General features: G+C 65.9%; 20 protein-coding genes and 1 pseudogene. 10 read left to right on the top strand and 11 right to left on the bottom strand.

The window, feature by feature from the left end:
• A pseudogene (locus Y706_RS27880) lies at positions 1–335 on the top strand (F420-dependent methylene-tetrahydromethanopterin reductase); the annotation flags it as partial.
• A gap of 107 nt (positions 336–442) precedes the next feature.
• On the opposite strand, the gene Y706_RS0106415 reads toward Y706_RS27880, so the two are convergent.
• A complete protein-coding gene (locus tag Y706_RS0106415; protein ID WP_028275946.1) occupies positions 443–1,426 on the bottom strand; it encodes an ABC transporter substrate-binding protein in 984 nt (327 codons plus the stop codon).
• 283 nt (positions 1,427–1,709) lie between these two features.
• Between Y706_RS0106415 and Y706_RS0106410 the strand changes: the two genes are divergently transcribed.
• Both Y706_RS0106410 and Y706_RS0106405 read left to right on the top strand, forming a co-directional pair.
• On the top strand, positions 1,710–2,249 hold the full coding sequence (locus Y706_RS0106410) for an SRPBCC family protein (RefSeq protein ID WP_028275945.1): 540 nt from the start codon (positions 1,710–1,712) through the stop codon (positions 2,247–2,249).
• Complete coding sequence (locus tag Y706_RS0106405) at positions 2,250–2,852, top strand: DUF6919 domain-containing protein (protein ID WP_028275944.1); 603 nt, start codon at positions 2,250–2,252, stop codon at positions 2,850–2,852.
• Positions 2,853–2,903: 51 nt separating this feature from the next.
• Here the strand turns inward: Y706_RS0106405 and Y706_RS0106400 are convergent, their stop codons facing one another.
• On the bottom strand, positions 2,904–3,233 hold the full coding sequence (locus Y706_RS0106400; RefSeq protein WP_028275943.1) for an antibiotic biosynthesis monooxygenase family protein: 330 nt from the start codon (positions 3,231–3,233) through the stop codon (positions 2,904–2,906).
• Between the two features lie 228 nt (positions 3,234–3,461).
• Here Y706_RS0106400 and Y706_RS0106395 point away from each other — a divergent pair, with 228 nt between their 5' ends.
• A complete protein-coding gene (locus Y706_RS0106395) occupies positions 3,462–3,782 on the top strand; it encodes a GYD domain-containing protein (protein ID WP_028275942.1) in 321 nt (106 codons plus the stop codon).
• Positions 3,783–3,889: 107 nt separating this feature from the next.
• Here the strand turns inward: Y706_RS0106395 and Y706_RS0106390 are convergent, their stop codons facing one another.
• The gene (locus tag Y706_RS0106390) at positions 3,890–4,291 is read right to left on the bottom strand and encodes a (R)-mandelonitrile lyase (protein WP_028275941.1); all 402 of its coding nucleotides are present in this window, start codon (positions 4,289–4,291) and stop codon (positions 3,890–3,892) included.
• Between the two features lie 89 nt (positions 4,292–4,380).
• Positions 4,381–5,424: an NAD(P)-dependent alcohol dehydrogenase gene (locus Y706_RS0106385; RefSeq protein WP_028275940.1), complete on the bottom strand. Its 1,044-nt coding sequence runs from the start codon at positions 5,422–5,424 to the stop codon at positions 4,381–4,383.
• 144 nt (positions 5,425–5,568) lie between these two features.
• On the opposite strand from Y706_RS0106385, the gene Y706_RS0106380 reads away from it, so the two are divergent.
• Positions 5,569–6,462 carry a helix-turn-helix transcriptional regulator gene (locus Y706_RS0106380; RefSeq protein ID WP_028275939.1) on the top strand — a complete coding sequence of 298 codons (894 nt, stop codon included), beginning with the start codon at positions 5,569–5,571 and terminating at the stop codon, positions 6,460–6,462.
• 18 nt (positions 6,463–6,480) lie between these two features.
• On the opposite strand, the gene Y706_RS23935 is transcribed toward Y706_RS0106380, so the two are convergent.
• Positions 6,481–6,897 carry a DUF7793 family protein gene (locus Y706_RS23935; protein WP_164468552.1) on the bottom strand — a complete coding sequence of 139 codons (417 nt, stop codon included), beginning with the start codon at positions 6,895–6,897 and terminating at the stop codon, positions 6,481–6,483.
• A gap of 251 nt (positions 6,898–7,148) precedes the next feature.
• On the opposite strand from Y706_RS23935, the gene Y706_RS0106370 reads away from it, so the two are divergent.
• On the top strand, positions 7,149–7,991 hold the full coding sequence (locus tag Y706_RS0106370; RefSeq protein ID WP_243178264.1) for an alpha/beta hydrolase: 843 nt from the start codon (positions 7,149–7,151) through the stop codon (positions 7,989–7,991).
• Positions 7,992–8,200: 209 nt separating this feature from the next.
• Here the strand turns inward: Y706_RS0106370 and Y706_RS0106365 are convergent, their stop codons facing one another.
• From Y706_RS0106365 to Y706_RS0106340, 6 genes are all read right to left on the bottom strand, one after another.
• Complete coding sequence (locus tag Y706_RS0106365; RefSeq protein WP_028275937.1) at positions 8,201–9,322, bottom strand: ABC transporter ATP-binding protein; 1,122 nt, start codon at positions 9,320–9,322, stop codon at positions 8,201–8,203.
• A gap of 9 nt (positions 9,323–9,331) precedes the next feature.
• Positions 9,332–10,159, bottom strand: coding sequence for an ABC transporter permease (locus Y706_RS0106360; protein ID WP_028275936.1), 828 nt, complete (start codon positions 10,157–10,159; stop codon positions 9,332–9,334).
• A complete protein-coding gene (locus Y706_RS0106355) occupies positions 10,146–11,033 on the bottom strand; it encodes an ABC transporter permease (protein ID WP_028275935.1) in 888 nt (295 codons plus the stop codon). The genes Y706_RS0106360 and Y706_RS0106355 overlap by 14 nt, the downstream gene beginning before the upstream one ends.
• Before the next feature lies 1 nt (position 11,034).
• Positions 11,035–12,129: an extracellular solute-binding protein gene (locus Y706_RS0106350; RefSeq protein ID WP_028275934.1), complete on the bottom strand. Its 1,095-nt coding sequence runs from the start codon at positions 12,127–12,129 to the stop codon at positions 11,035–11,037.
• Between the two features lie 328 nt (positions 12,130–12,457).
• Positions 12,458–13,657, bottom strand: a complete 1,200-nt coding sequence (locus Y706_RS23930) for a metal-dependent hydrolase family protein (protein ID WP_043435114.1) — start codon at positions 13,655–13,657, stop codon at positions 12,458–12,460.
• Between the two features lie 50 nt (positions 13,658–13,707).
• On the bottom strand, positions 13,708–14,757 hold the full coding sequence (locus Y706_RS0106340) for a LacI family DNA-binding transcriptional regulator (protein ID WP_028275933.1): 1,050 nt from the start codon (positions 14,755–14,757) through the stop codon (positions 13,708–13,710).
• Positions 14,758–14,923: 166 nt separating this feature from the next.
• On the opposite strand from Y706_RS0106340, the gene Y706_RS0106335 reads away from it, so the two are divergent.
• The 4 genes from Y706_RS0106335 to Y706_RS23925 all read left to right on the top strand — a co-directional run.
• Positions 14,924–15,937: a uridine-preferring nucleoside hydrolase UriH gene (locus tag Y706_RS0106335; RefSeq protein ID WP_253906705.1), complete on the top strand. Its 1,014-nt coding sequence runs from the start codon at positions 14,924–14,926 to the stop codon at positions 15,935–15,937.
• Positions 15,934–17,358, top strand: coding sequence for a uridine transporter UriT (locus Y706_RS0106330; protein ID WP_028275931.1), 1,425 nt, complete (start codon positions 15,934–15,936; stop codon positions 17,356–17,358). Before Y706_RS0106335 ends, Y706_RS0106330 begins: the two co-directional genes overlap by 4 nt.
• Positions 17,355–18,311: a ribokinase gene (locus Y706_RS0106325; protein WP_028275930.1), complete on the top strand. Its 957-nt coding sequence runs from the start codon at positions 17,355–17,357 to the stop codon at positions 18,309–18,311. Before Y706_RS0106330 ends, Y706_RS0106325 begins: the two co-directional genes overlap by 4 nt.
• Before the next feature lie 301 nt (positions 18,312–18,612).
• Positions 18,613–19,501: M20/M25/M40 family metallo-hydrolase (locus Y706_RS23925; RefSeq protein ID WP_052355021.1), on the top strand; the 889-nt coding region annotated here is incomplete at its 3' end.

Here is a 19,501-nt window from a genome sequence, read left to right as displayed (position 1 = left end):
CGGAGAAGGGCCTGTCCATCCGCCAATTCGTCTCGGCCAAGACCAGCCGGGGCGACTCCACCTTCACCGGCTCGTACACCGAGGTCGCGGACCGGCTCAGCGAGTATGCCCGGACCGGCGCCGTCGACGGCTTCAACATCTCGCCGTGGCTGATCCCGTCCGGCCTCGACGACATCGTCAACCACCTCGTGCCGGAACTGCAGGAGCGCGGCGTGTACCCCACGGAGTACGCGGGCAGCACGCTGCGGGAGAACCTCGGCCTGGCCACCCCGGCCCGCACAGGTGCCAGCGTCGGGGTCGGCATCGATTCAGGTTCCGTCACGGCACAGGCCTAGACGATCTCCGCTGGGTCACCAGACAGCCACAACGAATCCCCGCCGGAGACGTTCCCGGCGGGGATTCGTTGGCTTTCGGTACCGTTCATTCAACCAACGCGGGCGGGCTACTTCTTCGGCAGGCCCGCCGGGTTCAGCTCCGACTTCGCGACGGCTTCCGCGGACAACCCCCAGCGGTCCAGGATCTTGGCGTAGCTTCCGTCCTGGATCAGGTGGTTCAGTCCGGCCTGGGCCGCTGCGGCAAACCCGTTGTCCTTCTTGGTGGTGACGGCGATGCTGGCCTTCAGCGGCCAGCCGCCGTCGACCAGGCCGACGAGCTTTGTCTTGGCGTCGGAGGCCGCCTTGTAGGCCGCCGTGGCGTTGGGGCCGAACGTCAGGTCCGCCCGTCCGGACTGGATGGCGAGCTGGGAGGCGGAGTCGTCGTCGTAATACTGGAACTCCACGGGCTTGAGGCCGTTTTTCTTGTTCTCCTCATCCCAGCGCAGCAGGATTGCCTCCTGGTTGGTGCCGGAACCGACGATCACGCGCTTGCCGGCGACGTCCGGGGCCGATTCGACCTTGGTGACGCTGCTGTCCGCCTTGGCATAGAAGCCGAGCTTGTCTTCACGGTAGCTGGCGAAGTCGAACTTGAGCTTGCGCTCCTCCGTGACGGTGACGTTGGACAGCACAGCCTCGTACTTGCCGGAGTCGACGCCGAGCGGCCAGTCGGCCCAGGCCGTCGGGACAATGTCTGCCTCCAGGCCCAGGGATTCGGCCAGAGCGACGGCGATATCCACCTCGTTGCCCACCGGGGTCTTGTTGTCGGTGGCGTAAACGGCCAGCGGCGCCGCAAACGGGCTCACCGCCACGGTCAGTTTCCCGTCCTTCTTAACGGCTTCCGGGACGAGCGCGGCGGCCGCGGCATCCACCGTGGCCTTGACGCGGTCCTGCTGCGGCGAGAGGTTGAACTGCTTCACCCCGGTGGACGACGACGGCGCCGCCGACGGGCCGCCGGCAGCAGCGGCGCCGGGATCGGAGCAGGCCGCCAGACCCAGGACAGTGGTGGCCGCCAACGCGACCGCGGCGCCTGATTTAAACGAAAGACTGGACATGTTCTCCCCTTGAGAGTGGACTGAAATGGTGCTGGTGCCAGCAACTATCCGGGGCCCGGGAGAGCCGGTCAAAGCGCCGTGAAACCGGGTGAAACCAAGGGATACAGGCGGTAATACCCGTTCATCCGGCGTCCGCGGACGCTGCCTGCGGACGCCCTGTGTTACCGAAGATTGCCCTGCGTGACGCGACGGGACGGAATTGTTCACGGCAGGCCGCAACTGGCCTAGCCTGCATAGAAGACCTGCAAGGTGACAGCACGACACGGGAGGGGTGAACGTGTCAGTGAGCACGCACCAGCAAACGCACCGGACCACGCACCGGCTCGGCATCAACGCCCCGGCGGACCTTGTCTTCAGCATGCTGCGCGACGCCTCACACTGGCCCTACCTCGAGGGCCTGACGGTGTACTCGGAGCGCATCAGCGGCGACGACGCCGGCCACGAGCTGCGCACGTCCGTGGTGTCCAACGGCTCACTCAGTTCAAGCCACTGCTGGCGCGTCTTTGACACCGCCAGCCACCGCGCCCAGTTCCACCAGCTGGACCTCGAGCCCCCGTTCCGGGAGCTCGGCGGCGACTGGGAGATCCGGCCGGCGGACGGGCTCTCCGTGGTCACGCTGAACCACGAGTTCGAGGTCGACGACGAGCACCTCACCGAGCGGATCCGTGCGATCATCGAGGACTACAGCCGGCGTGAACTGGAGGCGCTGCGGATCAGCTGCGAACGGTTGTCCGTCCTCCTGCAGCACCACGCCCCGCAGGCGCACCCCACCCCACATCTCACGGCGCAGTCCACCCCGCACCCCACAGCACAGGAGGCCTAAATGTCAGAGGCCAGGTTCACGACGGAACGGGACAGCTTCGGCCGGCTTCTCGCGGACCGCGAAGTCTGGCGGCAGGCCTCCACCATCCCGGCGGCAGGCGAACTGACCGCCCGTTGGCTGGAGGGCAACAGCCAATACCAGCCGGGAGTCTTCGCGCCCGGGTTCGACGAGGAGACCGCGGCCATCGCCGGAGAGCTCGCCCGGCTGAACCGCAACGGGCTCTTCACCAAGGAATCGCAGCCGGGCGTTCAGGCCGGGGGCCTCGCGCAGCGCGCCTACGTGACGGCCTTCTGCGGCCCGGAGGCGGCGACGGCACTCCTGGCCCTGTCCGCACGGACCGGCCTGGTGACGGTCGTCCACGACCCCGGTGAGGCGAGCAGCGTCTCCATCCCGGTGACCGTACAGGACGACGACGTCGCGACCTTGCTCGGCAGCAGCGAGGGGCCCGTTGGGGAGGACCAGCTCAGGGACTGGGCAGCCGAGACCAACGAGACCTTGGCCCTGGTCCTGGCGGATGCCTGGTACGTGGAAATCTTCGATCCCGTCTGGGGCCGGAACGATGTCCTGTTGGCCGCCGTACTCGAGGCGCTGCACGCCGCTTAGCCGGCGGGAACGCGCGCCGCGCAGCCGGCGGCGAGCCGGTTCCCGGTAAATTCACATATCGGTCGCATCCCACCCGATGCTCGCGGCCTCGTCCAGGGTGCGCGCCTCGAAATGCTCCAGCATGTCCTTCATTGCCTCGAGGCCCTGCTTGAACAGGGCAGAATCCCGCCACTGCTCAATCTGTTCCAGGGACTCCCACGGGCCGGTGCTGATGAACCTGTTCTTGACGTCGCGATCGTGCATCAGCACGGCTTTGGCGTTGGGAAAGTCTTCCTTCGTCTTCCTGGCCAGATCCCGCCAGGCCTGCACAAAATCGTTCTCGCGGCCGGGATGCACCAGCCAGATTCCGAGCGTATAAACAGACACGTCGATCGCCTCCATTGTCCGTACGGGTTGATACGCCGATTATGTTCCTGTCCTCCGGCCGGCGGTAGTCCCGGACCGCCCGGAGCCCGGTTGTGGCCGCAAATGAACCGTTGTAAGGGTGAAGTGGAAGGCCTAGCATGTGGGCAGACCCCCACTCTGGGGCCAGCCTCGGACCTTCCATCGTTGGGAGCGGGCACACGTTCGGATGCCGATGTCCTGGGCGAACACAGGATAGGAAAAACGATGAGCAAATATCTGTTCGAAGCGAACTACGTCGGCGACGGAATCAAGGGACTCATGCGTGAGGGCGGCACCAAACGGCGTGATGCCGTTGTCGAAGCCCTCAAATCGGTGGACGGCTCACTGGAAAGCTTCTACTACGCTTTCGGGGAGACCGACGTTGTCGGAGTCTTCGATATCCCCGACCAGGCCGACGCCGTCGCCCTGTCACTGATGATCAATTCCACCGGCGCCGTGAACCTGCACATGAAACCGCTCATGTCAGCAGAGGATCTCGACGCGGCAGCCAAGAAGACGCCGTCGTACCGGGCCCCGGGGCAATAGCCCACGCTGTGCCCGGCATGCCGGTGCGGGGCCAGTCCCCCGGGCTGGCCCCGCACCGGCAGCGCCGGATGTTTTAGCGCAGCCGTGCTAACTGCCTGGCGGTCGTGCTACTTGGCGCCGTTGTATTCCTCGTCGGTCACGAGGTCACCCCACTCGGACTCCGCGCCCTCTGCTGGCGCTTCCCACATCGCGAGGTGGGTCATGAAATGGTCCGGCGCGGCCCCGTGCCAGTGCCATTCGCCCGGCGGCGTGTAGATCGTGTCGCCGGGGCGGATTTCGGTCACTTCGCCGCCGCGGGCCTGGACCAGGCCGACACCTTCGGTGACGTGCAGGGTCTGTCCGACGGCGTGCGAGTGCCAGGCCGTGCGGGCGCACGGGGCAAAGTGCACCGCGTTGACGCGCATGCGGGACGGTTCGGGCTGCGGGGCCGCGAGGACGTCAAACCAGACGTCGCCGGTGAACATCTGCGCCGGCCCTTTGACGCTTGGCTTCCTGGCTTGGATTTCCACTGTCATTTCCTCCCAGGGTGTTTTGTCGGGTGGCGGGCGCGACGGGAGGCCGCGTCCGTCCAATCCCAGGGTCCTTCGTGCGCTGCGTCCTAGTTCAGGGTCGCGGTGTCGATCACGAAGCGGTAGCGGACGTCGGAGGCCAGGACGCGCTCGTAGGCGTCGTTGATCTTCGCGGCTGGGATGACCTCGATTTCGGCGCCCAGGCCGTGCTCGGCGCAGAAGTTGAGCATTTCCTGGGTTTCGCGGATGCCGCCGATCATCGAACCGGCGAAGGAACGGCGGCCCATGATCAGGGCGAACGCGTTCACCGGGAGCGGTTCCGCGGGGGCGCCGACGTTGACCAGTGCGCCGTCGAGGGTCAGCAGCTGCAGGTAGGAGCTGATGTCGATCGCGGCACTGACCGTGTTGATGATTAGGTCAAAAGTGCCGGCAAGGTCCGTGAAAGTGTTCTCGTCGCTCGTGGCGTAGTAGTGGTCCGCGCCCAGCTTCAGCCCGTCTTCCTGCTTCTTCAGCGACTGCGAGAGGACCGTGACCTCGGCGCCCATGGCGTGGGCGATCTTGACGGCCATGTGGCCCAGTCCGCCGAGGCCGACGATCGCGACCTTCTTGCCGGGACCCGCGCCCCAGTGGTTCAGCGGCGAGTAGGTGGTGATGCCGGCGCAAAGCAGCGGCGCGGCGACGTCGAGCTCGATGCCCTCGGGAATGGTGACCACGAAATCTTCGGTCACAACGACGTGGGTGGAGTAGCCGCCCTGGGTGATGGTGCCATCACGGTCGACGGCGCCATAGGTGCCGGTGTTCCCGGCGAGGCAGTACTGCTCCTCGCCGGCCTGGCAGTTGACGCACTCACCGCAGGAATTGACCATGCAGCCGACGCCGACCCGGTCACCGACGGCGTGCTTGGTCACGGCCGTGCCCACCTCGGTGACAATGCCGGCAATTTCATGGCCCGGAACCAGCGGATAGGTCTGCGGGCCCCAGTCGCCGCGGACAGTGTGGATATCGGAATGGCAGATCCCGGCGTACTTGATCTCGATCAGGACATCGTGGGGTCCCACGTCGCGGCGCTCGATGGTGGTGAGGGCGAGCGGCCCGGTCGCGGACGGTGATGCGTAAGCGTTGACGGTAATCAATGAATCTCCTGCGTGTTGATCGTTGGGGGTTGTTCAACGGAACACCATCCATCAAACCCGGTAACGCAGCCGGGAGGGAGTCCCTGCTGATAGGGGTACTGGCAGGGCCTCCCTCAGAGAGCCCAAAGGCCTAACGTTGATGGCATGGACAATCGAGAGGCGACCCGCGAGTTCCTTGCCTCGCGCCGGGCCAAGATCACCCCCGAAGAGTCGGGATTGCCGATCTACGGCGCGAAACGCCGGGTCCCCGGACTCCGCCGCGGGGAAGTCGCCATGCTGGCCGGCGTCAGCGTCGAGTACTACACGAGGCTGGAGCGGGGAAACCTGTCGGGCGTTTCGGAGGGAGTTCTGGATGCTGTGGCCAGGGCCCTCCAACTCGACGACGCCGAACGGGCCCACCTCTTCGATCTGGCCAGGGCAGCGGCCCCGGGCAGCCGGACCCGCCGTCGTCCCCGTCCCGCCGAGTCCGTCCGGCGCAGCGTTCAGCTGACGCTGAACGCCATCGCCAACGCGCCCGCCTTTGTGCGGAACGGACGCATGGACATCCTTGCGGCCAACCCGCTGGGCCATGCCCTGTATTCGGACATGTACGCGGGTCCGGCCCGCCCGGCCAACCATGCCCGGTTCATCTTCCTGGACGCGCGATCGCGCAGCTTCTACCCGGGCTGGGACCGTGCGGCGAGCGACACCGTCGCGATCCTGCGCACCGAGGCCGGCCGGGATCCCTACGACCGCGGGCTGACAGACCTGGTCGGGGAACTATCGACGCGGAGCGAGGAGTTCCGCACCCTGTGGGCGGCGCATAACGTGCGCCAGCACTACACTGGGCTCAAACACTTGCACCACCCGGTGGTCGGGGATCTCCACCTGATGTACGAGGCAATGGACGTCTCCGCCGACGCCGGGCTGTCCCTGCTGGTCTACAACGCCGAGCCCGGCTCCGCGTCGGAAGATGCGCTGCGGCTGCTGGCCAGCTGGGCCGCGACCAACCAGCAAGTCAAGGAGGCCGGGGCGGCTTTTACTGTGGACAAGGCCTGACCGGGGCAGGCGGCACTCTCACGCCAGGGCGGATATGCCGTCCGTGTATCCACCGGACTGGCCGCTGGAGGTAAAGTTGCTCAGCCATGCCGTGGCCTTGTCCCGGGAAGTGAAGAATTCGTGGGGGTAGCGGGTGTGCCGGCTCATGGCCGCCGCGATCACACGATCCACGGTGCTGGATCCAAGCACGGCAATCGCCAGAACCCCTGTTGTCTGCGCGAACTCGTACCTGGCGGCCGCGCTGATCTCCACGTCCGTCATTTCGGAGAGCATCGGCATAGGTATTCCGCCGCTGATCTGCGCTACGGCCAGCATCGCGTCCCTGGCATCGTCGACATCAACAAAAGTGCCCGGCTGCCAGACGGATGTGATGATGCCCGCACTGATGCTCAGCACGTTCTTTCCGTCAGCAGCTGCTATATGTCCTGGCATCATCGAGACCATTGTAGGGCCGGTCCTGACAAGCCACGGGTTTGGGGCCCGGTGCGCGTGGCGGACCGCAGACCATGGCTGCACTCCGCGTCGCCGACCGGCCACGGACCTGCCCCATGCGGCCCGCAGCCCGTGCCGGCATTCAGCAAAGGCATTGCCTTCGCCATGGCCCGCAGGCATACTCGTGCCTGCGGGAGGACGTCCCCGCGTCCCCCACCGACGGCCCGCGATGCACACGCGAACGGATGAGCGCCATGGCTGATATGACCAACCTCGAGCAACAGCAGGTGGACCGGGCGAACGCTTCCGGCCTCAAACCCGTCGTCTTCGTCCACGGACTATGGCTCCTGTCCAGCAGTTGGGACCGGTGGCGGGCCCTGTATGAGGAAAACGGCTACACCACGCTCGCCCCCACGTGGCCCGATGATCCCGAAAGCGTCGATGAGGCAAGACGCGACCCGGAGGTCTTTGCCAAGAAGATGGTCAGGCAAGTCACGGACCACTACCTCGACGCGATTGGCCGGCTCACCATCAAGCCCGCTGTCGTGGGGCATTCCTTCGGCGGACTCATCGCCCAGAGGATCGCCGGAACCGGAGCCTCCGCAGTCACGGTGGCGATCGACCCCGCACCATTCCGGGGAGTCCTGCCGCTGCCGGCCTCAGCCTTAAAGTCAGCAGCGCCTGTGATCGCGAATCCCGCCAACGCCAAGCGTGCAGTGTCTCTGACTTTTGACGAGTTCCGTTTCGGCTGGGCCAATGCCCTGGACGAGGACGAAGCCCGTCAATTGTTTGACACCTTTCATGTCGCGGCCTCTGGCGTGCCTCTGTTCCAGGCTGCAACCGCAAACCTCAACCCGTTCACCGAGGCCAAGGTCGACACGAAGAATCCGGATCGGGGTCCGTTGCTGATCATCTCCGGGGAGAAAGACCACACAGTGCCGTGGGCCATCGCCAATGCGTCCTACAAGCGTCAAAAAAGAAATTCGGCGCACACGGCAATCAAGGAGCTGCCGGACCGCGGCCACTCTCTCACGATCGATCACGGCTGGCCTGAGGTCGCCCAAACCGCCCTGGACTTCATCAAAGAGTTCGGCTGAGTACTACCGGCCAGAGTCAACGTGTCCGACCGAGGGCATGCCCCCTGCCGGCGCTCAGCAGTGCACATGCCCCGTTATCAGAATGGACTTGTCCCCCGGCGCGGCTCAGGGATGGACATAGTGGGCATATGTCCATCCCTGGGCGCCGGAGGAGGGCATGTCCCGCGGAGGGGTGCCGGAACCGGCCCGGCCGTTACAGCATCCCGCGGTCAGGACTCCAGGACCAGCAGCTGGGCCTTGTCCGCGTCCCAGCCCACCCACAGCTCCTCATCCGGCCGGATCCGGGCGACACTGTCGGAGCTCAGCTCACGGAGCTGGAGGTCGTGGCCGCCGGCCGTGAGGCGGTGGCGGACCGTGGCGCCAAGATTCGTGGAGGACACCAGGGACGCGGCGCATCCGTTGCCCGCCGTAGCCCGTGTCCTGAACTTGAGGTGCTCCGGGCGGACGGAGACGGCGTAGTTCTCACCGCTTGCCCCGCGGTCCCGGACCTTTGCCATCCCCAGTCCGCCGAGGTCCACCACGGCTTCCTCGCCGTTGCGCTCCACGACGGTGCACGGGATGAGGTTCGTGTCGCCCAGGAAGCTGGCCACCCAGTCGGTCATGGGGTGGTTGTACACCTCCTCCGGCGGGCCGGACTGCACGATCTTCCCGTCCCGCATCACCACGATCCGGTCCGACATGGCCATGGCCTCGTCCTGGTCATGGGTCACGAACAGCACGGAGATACCCAGGCCCTTCTGCAGGGTCTTGATCTCCTCCTGCATCTGCTCGCGAAGGCGCTTGTCCAGGGCTGCCATCGGCTCATCCAGCAGCAGGGCCGCCGGGTTGAAGACCAGTGCCCGGGCCAGCGCCACCCGCTGCTGCTGTCCGCCCGAGAGCTGGCGCGGCTTGCGCCCGCCCATCTTGCCCAGTCCCACACGGTCGAGGGCTTCCTCGGCGCGCTGGCGGCGTTCCGCGCGCGGCACCTTCCTCATGCGCAGCGCAAACTCCACGTTTTCCAGCGCGCTCATGTGCGGGAACAGGGCGTAGTTCTGAAACACCACACCGAGATTGCGGTCCCGGGGCGGCAGCGTGTCCACGGGTTTGCCGTCAATGAGGATGGCTCCGGCGGTGTGTTCTTCAAATCCCGCCACCATCATCATGGTGGTCGTCTTGCCGGAGCCGCTGGGGCCCAGGAGGGTCACGAACTCCCCCGGCTGGACTGTCAGGTCCAGTTCGTCCACGGCAACGACGTCGCCGTAGTGCTTGCTGACCTGGCGGAGCTCAATGGCGCCCTGGGCGGCCCTGCCCGTGCCGGGAATGGGCCCCGCGGAAATCACTGATGCGGTCATCGACTTTCCTTACGTTTGTGCGGACACGGCCAGCGGCAGCATCCGGGTTGAAGAGCGGCGCTTGAGGACAAACAAGACCTGGAGCAGCAGCCCGATGGTGGCGACGCTGACCAGCAGGGCGGAGGACACCGCGATCTTCGGGGTCAGGTTGAACTGGATATCCGTGAACATCTTCACCGGCAAGGTGGTGGCCCCCGGGGACTGCATGAACAGGGACATCACCGTCTCATCGATGGAGACCGAGAACGCGAAGAGCGCCCCGGAGATCAGGCCGGGCAGGATGATGGGCAGATACACGTGCCGCAGGACGGAGAGCGGTCCGGCCCCGAGGCTCTGCGCCGACCGGACCAGGGCCGGGTTGAGCCCGGCGAGGCTGGCGCGGGTGGTCAGGTACACATAGGGGGTCGCGATCACGGCGTGCGCTAGGCCGATGGGGACGATGCTGCCCACCATGCCGATCGAGATGAAGAACTGGTAGAACGCCAGCGCCAGCACCACGGTCGGCACGATCATCGGCGCGAGAATCAGACCCACCACGGCGGGCTGGCCGGGAAACTTGCGCCCGTGCAGGCCGATCGCCGCGGTGGCGCCCAGCAGCACGCCGATCACGACGGCGATCGCCGCCGACTGCAGGCTGGCCGTCAGTGCGGAGGTCCAGGCCCGGTCGGCGAAGAATCCGGCCACGGCGGCGAAGGAGATTCCCTCCGGCGGGAAGGTGATGTAGCGGCTGTCGTTCAGCGCGACCGGCACCACAATCGCCGTCGGAATGACGAGGAACAGGAAGGCCGGGATGGAAAGCAGCGCCAGCATCCGGTGCTGCGGATTAGTTGTCTTCATGTTGGCCTCCTGCCTTGAGGACGCGCTGGTAGACGGCCACGAGGATGCTGACCATGACCGTCAGGATGACGGCCAGCGCAGCGGCCCCGGAAAAGTCCGTCAGCTGTCGGGCGTAGTAGTCGATCTGGTTGGCGATCATCATGTCGCCGGGCCCGCCCATCACCACCGGGGTGATGAAGAAACCTGTGCTGATGATGAAGACCAGCAGCCCGGCCGCGGAAATGCCGGGCATGCTCAGCGGCAGCGTGATCGTGCGGAAGACGGATCCTTCCCGCGCGCCAAGGGAGCGGGCCGCGAGCCCCAGCCGGTCATCGATCGATGTCAGCGAGGAGAAGATCGGGAACACCGCATACGGCAGGAGGCAGTGCACCATGCCGACGATCACGGCGAACCGGTTGTGCAGCAACGGGACCGGCGCACCGGTCAGCCCGATTCCCTGCAGGAAGGCGTTCACAATGCCGTTGTCCTGCAGCAGGACGGCCCAGGCGAAGTTCTTCACCAGGATGCCGGTCCAGAACGGCAGGAGTACGACGGCGAACAGGATCACCCGGGTGACGTTGCCGGCCCGCCACAGCACCATGGCGATGATGTAGCCCAGCACCACGGTGACAATGGTGCTGGCCAGGCTGATGGTCAGGGTGTTGACCAGGGCGCGCACCACCAGCGGGTCCTCAAGGACCCGCTGGTAGGCATTGTCGGTGAAGCTTGCGCCGACCAGTTTGCCCAGCGGCGTCAGGAACAGCACGACGTCGAAGGCAAGGATCGGAGCCAGCAGCAGCCACCAGCCGCTGCGCCGCCGTCGTGGTGGTGCCTCGGCGGAGGCAGGCGCACCGCGGCCCCGCGGCCGGGGCCGCTCGAGAATTGCGTTGCTCATGTCAGCTGGCCTGCCAGAGCTTGAACTGCTGCTCGGTCTTCTTCAGGTTCTGCGACCACCACTTGTCGTCGCGGACCAGGATCTTGTCCGCGAGCCGGGGGCTGGTGGGAAGCGTGTCGGCGATTTCCTTCGGCAGCTTGGACAGCGCCGGGGTGTTGGCCAGGGTCAGGTTGGTGACCTTGTCGAACGCCGCGCCGGCCTCGGCGTCGTTGGACATGAAGTTCATCAGCTTGAAGGCCGCTTCCTTGTTCTTGGCGCCCTTCGGAACCACGAAGTAGTCGCCGGCAAGGACGGCGTTTTCGGCGGAGAAGTTCAGTTTCGCGCCGTCGTTGCGGGCTGCGTTAATGCGGTTGTTGAAGCTGGTGGAGAGTGAGACCTCGCCGGAGGTGAGCTGCTGGATGGGCTCCTGGTTGGCGGCGTGGTACAGCAGCCGGTCCTTTCCCGGGTGCTGGCCCAGAACCTTCAGGGCCCGGTCGACGTCGAGCGGGTAGATCTTGTCGAACGGGACACCGTCGGCCAGCAGCGCGGCTTCCAGGACGGAGCTGTCGGAGAGCTGGTTGTACACCGAGCGCTTGGTGTTGTACTTGCCCTGGTCGAAGAATTGGGCCCAGTCTTTCGGGGCCTGAGCGTCGGAAATGACCTTCTGGTCCCACGCCATGACAAACAGGAAGCTCAGGTACTTGATGCCGTATTCAGCCTTCGCGTATCCGGGCAGGCCCTTGTCGCTGATGATGTCGTAGTCGAACTTCTCTAACAGCCCCTCGGCCACGGCCACCTCATACTCCGGCGCCGTGATTTCCACGAGGTCCCACTGCACGTCGCCGGACTGGACCTGGGCCTTCAGAGCGGCCAGGGAGGTGTTGGCCAGCAGCGTCGTCTGGATCCCCGACTGCTTGGAGAACGGGTCCAGGATTGTCTGGGTCAGCTGGTCGTTGTACGAGCCACCATAGGACGTGACGGTCACCGTCTTGTTGGCAGCGGCACTTTCGGCGGGCTTCGCCGCGCAGCCGGAGAGCGCCAGACCCGCAAATGGCGTCAGCGCTGCCGCTTTGAGGAGCTGCCTGCGGTCAAAGGGAGTGGAACGGAATGCTGTCATGGGGGAAGTGCCTCTCATGGACGCGGGCACGCCAAAAGAGGGCGTGCAGGATTGCGGGCGTAGGGGGGTGCGGTGCGTGTGACTGCGTGTGGCGCAGTGAAGGAGAAGAAGTGAAGAGAGAAGGAGAAGCGACAGCCGCGGTTCGCGCGCGCCATCCATTCCACCTGGAGATCTCGAGTCCGCCTTCCGGCGGCTTTTCGGTTTCGCAACTGTAACTGTGAAGTTGCTCACTAGTCAACAGTTGTATTGCTTTAAGAAACAACGAGATTTCTGCCCCGCGAGCTCCCCTAACGCCGGCCCTCCTGAGCCCGCCCGGGCATCTCCAGGGTCACCGAATGATGCGCCCGTCGTGGATAACAGTCCTCGACCTGTTGTGGTCCCAGAGAACTGCCGGGTCCACAAAGGGGTCGCCGTCCAGAATCACGGCATCGCCCGCCATTCCAGCGCCGATGCTCCCGATGCTTGGGTCCTGAAGGAGCTCTGCGTTTACTGAGGTAAGGGATCTCAGCGTCTCCAAGACACCTGCCGCCTCGATCTGCAGCCGAATGCCGACAAGCTGATCATCCTCAAGGTCCCCCATCAGGTCGGATCCGAAGCCCACCTTGACTCCGGCCTGCAGGGCCAGTTCCACAGCAATTTTGCCGGCCTCAAGCACCTCGGCGTTCTTGGCCTGGGAAACGGGGTTCAGGCCCATTGCAGCTCCCCTTCGGCTCATGGCGTCGTAGGCGGCAAGCGTCGGCACGAGGAAGCTCCCGTGCTCGGCCATCATCTGCGCCGTGTCCCGGTCCAAGAGGTTCCCGTGTTCTATGGAACGTACCCCGTTTTCCACGGAATGCCTGATTGCCTCGGGTGAATACGCATGGGCCGCCACGTAACTCTTGCGGCGGGTGGCCTCGTCCACCACCGCCCGGACTTCTTCCGCTGAATACTGCGGCAGCCGGATGGGATCTGTCAGGGAGACCACGCCTCCGGAAGTCATGATCTTGATGGCGTGGCTTCCCGTGCGGAACCGATCACGAACTGCCCGGCGCAGGTTGTCCACCCCGTCCACCACGGCGCACATGTGACCGTGATCGAAGCAGACATCCAGATCCGCGGACCGGGGATCGCCATGGCCACCGGTTTGGCTGAGGGCCGGACCCGTGTAGTAGTATCTCGGAGCCGTGACCAGGCCGCTGCGGATGGCGCGGGACAGCCCGCTGTCCCCGCCGGCCACATCGCGGACGGTCGTGAATCCCCGCCGCACGGCGGCGCCCAAGCGGCGCGCCCCCACCAGTGCGGTGTAGCTCAGGAGCGAGCGCTCAACCTCAAGGCCGCCCAAGCCCACGGCGTACGCGTGAAAGTGGGCATCGATGAGCCCTGGCACCACGACGCGGCCGCCGGCGTCGATCACCTCACCTTCGGGGATGACGTCGCCGGTCTCCTGGATGATCCCGTCCCGGAACAGGATGGATCCGCTCGCCAGCTCGGGCGAATGTCCGTCAAAGATCCGGGCATTGTGGATGGTCAGGGCGTCTGCGTTGGTCATGCTGACAACTCCTCGGGTGAGATGTTCGTGGGTGGGCTCAATCCGGTTTTCTAGGTGCGGGCCGGTTCCGTGGAACCGCGGACCATCAGTGAACCCTGGAGGATCAGCTGGTGCTGTTCCAAGCCCTTGCCCTCCATGACCCTGCGGAGCTGTTCGCCGGCCCTGGCCCCGAGGGCGTCGCCCGGAAGGTGGACGCTGGTCAGGCCCGGGTTGGACGTGGCCGAATAGGGCAGGTCATCGAAGCCTGCCACGGCCAGTTCCTGCGGAATGCGGACGCCGGCCACCCTGGCTTCCTGCAGCACGCCGTAGGCATGGGTATCGGTGGCGCAGACGACGGCGGTGACACCGTCCCGCTGCCAATCCGGCCACGCCGCGGCGAACGCGCCGGCGGCGGCGCCGACGTCAATGGTGGTGCCGATGACATGGTCCGTGGCCACGGTGATGCCCAGCGCCGCGGACTCCTCTAGGAATGCCGCCCGCCGGATATCGAAGGTCGCCGTGCCGGTCACACTGTCCATGTACGCCGCTTGTTTGTGTCCGGCGTCCGCCAGGTGCCGGGCCAGCAGGCGGGCGCCGTGTCCGACGTCGAGATTCACCGAGGGGGCGAAGGACTCCAAGCCGGGGGCGTCCAGCAGAACGAGAGGCCCAGCGACGGAAAGATCCTCCAGGAACTCCTCGCTGGGCGCATCTACGAGCAGCCCGGCCGGCCGCAAAGCCAGGAGCCTGCGGACGTCGTCGACGCGCGGGAACTCCCCGGCGTCCGTGACGGAGAGCAGCAGCTGGTATTCGGCGCCGAGCGCGCCGCGGACACCTGCAATGACGTTGGCGAAGAAAGGGTTGGAGATGTCCGGCGCCACGAGAATGACGATCGAACTGATGCCCTTGGCTAGCGAACTGCCAATACTGTCCACCACATAGCCGAGTTCCGCAATGGCTTCCCGGACCCGCGAAATGTTGTCCTCCGAGACCCGCCCCTGGGTCTTTCCGTTGGCCACAAGGGAGACCGTTGCGGTGGAGACCCCGGCCCGCGCAGCCACCATCGCCGCAGTGGCGCGCGGGGTGCGCCCCCGAAGCTCGTGTACTTGTTCGCCGGATTCCATACCTCGATCGTAGCCGGGAGTGACGCATCGCACCTGCCGCAAGACATCAAGCGCTTGACGTCACTTACGTTAAGCGCTTGACGCTTGACGCTTGACAGTGCCAAACTCACTCTGAACGCTTTATCGCACCGCCCCGGCGGACCCCCAACGACGTGGAGATATTTACGTGGATCTCATCACCCTGAAACCGGAACGCAGGAAGATCATCCTGGACTGCGACCCAGGCCATGACGACGCCGTGGCCATGCTGCTGGCTCACGGCAATCCGTACATTGAGCTGCTCGCGGTCACAACGGTCGTCGGCAACCAGACCCTCGAAAGGGTCACCCGCAACGCCCTGTCGGTGGGCACGATTGCCGGCATCACCGGCGTCCCCTTCGCCGCCGGCTGCGATCGGCCCTTGGTCCGCAGCATCGAAACCGCCCCCGACATCCACGGTGAGAGCGGCATGGACGGCCCCGCCCAGCCCGAATCCAGCATCGAACTGGACCCGCGCCACGCCGTCGACCTCATCATCGACACTGTTATGGCGCACGAGCCTGGCACTGTGACGCTGGTGCCCACGGCAGGACTGACCAACATTGCCATGGCGGCCCGCAAGGAGCCGCGCATCGTGGAGCGCGTGAAAGAAGTTGTGCTCATGGGCGGCGGGTACCACGTAGGCAACTGGAGCGCCGTTTCCGAATTCAACATCATCATCGACCCCGAGGCCGCACATATTGTGTTCAACGAGCCGTGGCCGGTGGTCATGGTGGGCTTGGACCTCACGCACCAGGCCCTCGCGACCCCCGAAGTCGTGGAAAAAATCGCCGCCGTGGGTACCAAGCCCGCCCAGTTCGTGCTGGAGCTGATGGAGTTCTTCACCAAGACGTACAAGGACGCCCAGGGCTTCGATTACCCGCCCGTCCACGACCCCTGCGCGGTGGCCTACGTCATCGATCCCACGGTGATGACCACCCGCAAAGTCCCCGTGAACATCGAACTGCAGGGCCAACTGACGCTCGGCATGACCGTCGCCGATTTCCGCGCCCCGGCACCGGAGGACTGCCACACGTCTGTTGCTGTGGACCTCGATCACGCGAAGTTCTGGAACCTCGTCACAGACGCCCTGGTGCGCATCGGCGACGTGGACCCGTCCGCCGCCGTCAGCATCGGCGCAGGAAACGGAGCCAACTCATGAGCACTCTGACTCACGAATCCAAGACAACGGGACGAAGCGTCGCTGCACTCACGGCGGCCCTGTTGACGGCCTGCATTGCCTTCCAGCTCAACGCATCGATGCTCAGCCCCGCCCTGGTCACGATGGGCAATGAACTCCACACCGATCAGGCCGTGATCGGCCTGTCCCAGACCTGGTTCTTCACCGCGGCAGCACTGTTTTCCCTCTTCCTGCCGCGCCTGAGCGACATTGTGGGGCGCAAGAAGATCCTGCTGGGCATGATGTTGATGATGGCTGTCGGCTCGGTGATCGCGGCCATGGCTCCCGATATCACCTGGCTCTTCGTCGGACGCATCATCCAGGGCGTCAGCGGCCCCACGGTCCCGCTGTGCCTGATCATGCTGCGCTCCGCCGTCAGTGACCCGCGGAAGTACGGTGCCCTCATGGGCCTCATCACCGCCGTCAACGGCGGGGTTGCCGGCGTCGACTCCTTTGTCGGCGGTTACTTCGCCGAGCATTACGGATTCCGCAGCATCTTCTGGCTCATGGTGGTGCTGGCCGTCGTGGCGGCGGGCCTGGTCGCCGTTCTGGCCGGTGAGAGCAAGCCGGCGGTGGGCACCAAGATGGACTGGCCTGGCGTCTTCTTCATCGTGATCGCGGTCGGCGCCCTGCTCACAGCCCTCAACGAGGCCTCCAAACTGGTCAGCGGATTCTCCCCCGGCACCCTCGCACTGGCGACTGCCCTCATCGCCGTTGCAGTGATCGCCTTCTTCGGGTTCTGGACGGTGGAAAAGCGCTCCCGGCAGCCCATGGTGGAGACCGCCCACCTGCGCCAGCGCTCCACTTGGGCGCCGTTGCTGACCACAATCCTGACCATGACCGGCGTCTTCGCGGTCATCAACGGGATCGTTCCCGCCTACGTGCAGGCCACGGCTCCCGGCTTCGGCGTGGGACCGACCGAAATGTCACTCATCATCCTGACTCCCTACGCCCTCCTGGGCTGGGTTGTCGGACCCATCAGCGGCCGTTTGGCCCCGGTTTTCGGCTACACCAAAGTTTTGCGGATCGGCATGGCCGGCAGCGTCGTGGCCCTGGCGATCATCGCCTTCTTCGGCCTCAGCAGCCTGCCCATGATGATTGCCGGAACAGCGTTGCTGGGCATCATGTACGCGGGTACGGTCAACATCATGCTGAACGGCCTTGGCGTTGTCCTCTCCCCAGCTGGCAACCCCGGCTTTCTCCCCGGCATGAACGCCGGCGCGTTCAACCTGGGCGCCGGCCTGAGCTTCCTGGTCCTGCCGGCAGCGCTGGTGGCCTCTTCTGCACTGGGCGATGCCCAGGCATCCTACTTGACCGCGATCACGGTGGGCCTGATCATCACCGTGGCGGCTTTCGCCGCTTCACTCCTGATTCCCAAGCCCTTGGAAGCTGAGGCGAAATGACCCGCCCGGACTCTGGCCGGATCGTCGTCGTCGGTTCACTGAATGCGGACCTGACCATCTACTGCGACAGGCTCCCCCTCCCCGGCGAAACGGTGCACGGGAATGGCTTTGCGGTCAATCCCGGCGGCAAGAGCGCCAACCAGGCGGTCGCGGCGGCCAAACTCGGAAGCCGGGTCGTGCTGATCGGTGCGGTGGGCGACGACACCAACGGGACCATGCTTCTGGCCTCCACCGCCGGGGCCGGGGTGGACATTTCCCGCGTCCGCCGCACGCCTGATGCTGCGACCGGCGTCGCCGTCATTTCCGTCGACGCCCACGGTGAGAACAACATCATCATCTCGGCCGGAGCCAACGGCACACTGGCGCCCGGGGATGTTGCCGCTTCCGCCGAATTGTTCGAGGGCGCGTCCGTGATGTGCCTGTGCCTCGAGGTCGGTCTGGACACCGTTGAGGCCGCGGCCCGCTTGGGCCACGACGCCGGGGCGACAGTTCTGCTCAACCTGTCGCCCTACGCCGAGATCCCGGCGAGCTTGGCCGCACTCTGCGACATCCTGCTGGTGAACGCGCATGAGGCGTCGCTGTTCCTGGGCGGCGCCGCCGTGCCCGACGCCGGGGCTGACACCGCGGCGTGGGCGCCGGTCCGGGACAAGTTCGCCGATCGCGGACTGCACCGCGTTGTGGTCACTTTGGGGGCGAACGGCTCCGTCGTCCTGGACTCCGGAGCCGGCGCCGAGGGCCGCATCACCCGCATTGAACCCACCAGGGTCGACGCCAAGGACACCACCGGCGCAGGCGATGCATTCACCGGGGCCGTGGCTGCGCGCCTTGCCGCCGGCGATTCACTTCCGGCCGCTGCCGCCTTCGCGTCCGTTGCCGCGGCCTTGGCAGCGACCAGGAAGGGGACGCAAACGGCGTACCCGAAAGCGGCGGATGTGGAGGGACTGCTCGCTTAACGGCCACCCCCGCCAGTTAGGGCCGCCACGGGAGGGGGCGCCGCAGAGCCTGTCTGCGGCGCCCCCTCCCGGTTAAGCACCGGACCGGTCTGGTGGTCCTTGGTTGATGCAACCCAATTGCACAGCAGATTCACAGCGAGGCGCTATTGAAGTTACAGCCGCGGGGCCGACAATGGTTCGACCTGATAGGAGTATTTGCCGGGCGATGGTGGCCGCGTCTTACTGGAGCGTCAGTGGCGAGCGTCCTGACCGATCGAGCCGGCGCAAGCGAACTTGTACCGACTAGTGATGGGCTCCCGGCATGATCACTCTCCGCAAGCACGTATTTCCCTCGCTCCTCGCCCTGGTCCTGCTCTCGACGTCGGCCTGTACCTCCGGGGTCGCGGCTGGCATCCCGTCGGCCGGCATTCCGTCCGGTGGCACACCATCCGGCACACCCTCAGGTGGCGCCACGGGCAAATCCGGCGGCGGCACGAGCCAATCCGCCGCACCCGAGTCCGCCACTCCGAGTGCTGCAGTTCCGCAACTGACCCCGGCGAGCACGGTGGATGCGCGTGCCGTGCTGGCGGCGTTCAAGTCCCGGGACATGGTGGGGCACCTGCAGGCGCTGCAGCGGGTGGCGGATGCCAACGGCGGGAACCGGGCCTCGGGGACCTCGGGGTATGAGGAGTCGGCCCGCTACGTCGAGGAACAGCTGCGCGCGGCCGGGTACTCGCCGGTGCGGCAGAGCTTCACGTTCAAAGAGGACGGCCGGCGCGGCAAGACGGTGGAGTCCTTTAACATCCTCGCCGACACCGGGGGCAGTGCCGGGCACACCGTGGTGGTGGGCGCGCATCTGGACTCCGTGCAGGAGGGCCCGGGCATTGATGACAACGGCAGCGGGGTCGCGGCGGTCCTGGAGACCGCGCGGTGGATGAAGGAGGCCGGGATCACCCCGGCCAACCGGGTCCGGTTCGCGTTCTGGGGCGGCGAGGAGGACGGCCTGTACGGGTCCCAGCACTACGTCGACGAACTCAGTGCGGCCGAGATCGGCCAGACCGCGGCGAACCTGAACGTGGACATGGCGGCCTCGCCCAACGGGGTCCGCTCGGTCCATGACGGGGACGGCACGGACTTCGGCCATGCCGGCCCGGCCGGGTCCAAGGCGATCGAGGACGTCTTCTTCCGCTACTTCCAGGAGAACGCGCTGC

It is taken from the genome of Arthrobacter sp. I3 (assembly GCF_000520575.1).
Classification (GTDB): Bacteria; Actinomycetota; Actinomycetes; order Actinomycetales; family Micrococcaceae; genus Arthrobacter; species Arthrobacter humicola_A.
The sequence above is the reverse complement of the archived record's forward strand: the minus strand, read 5'-3'. Positions and strand labels throughout refer to the sequence as shown.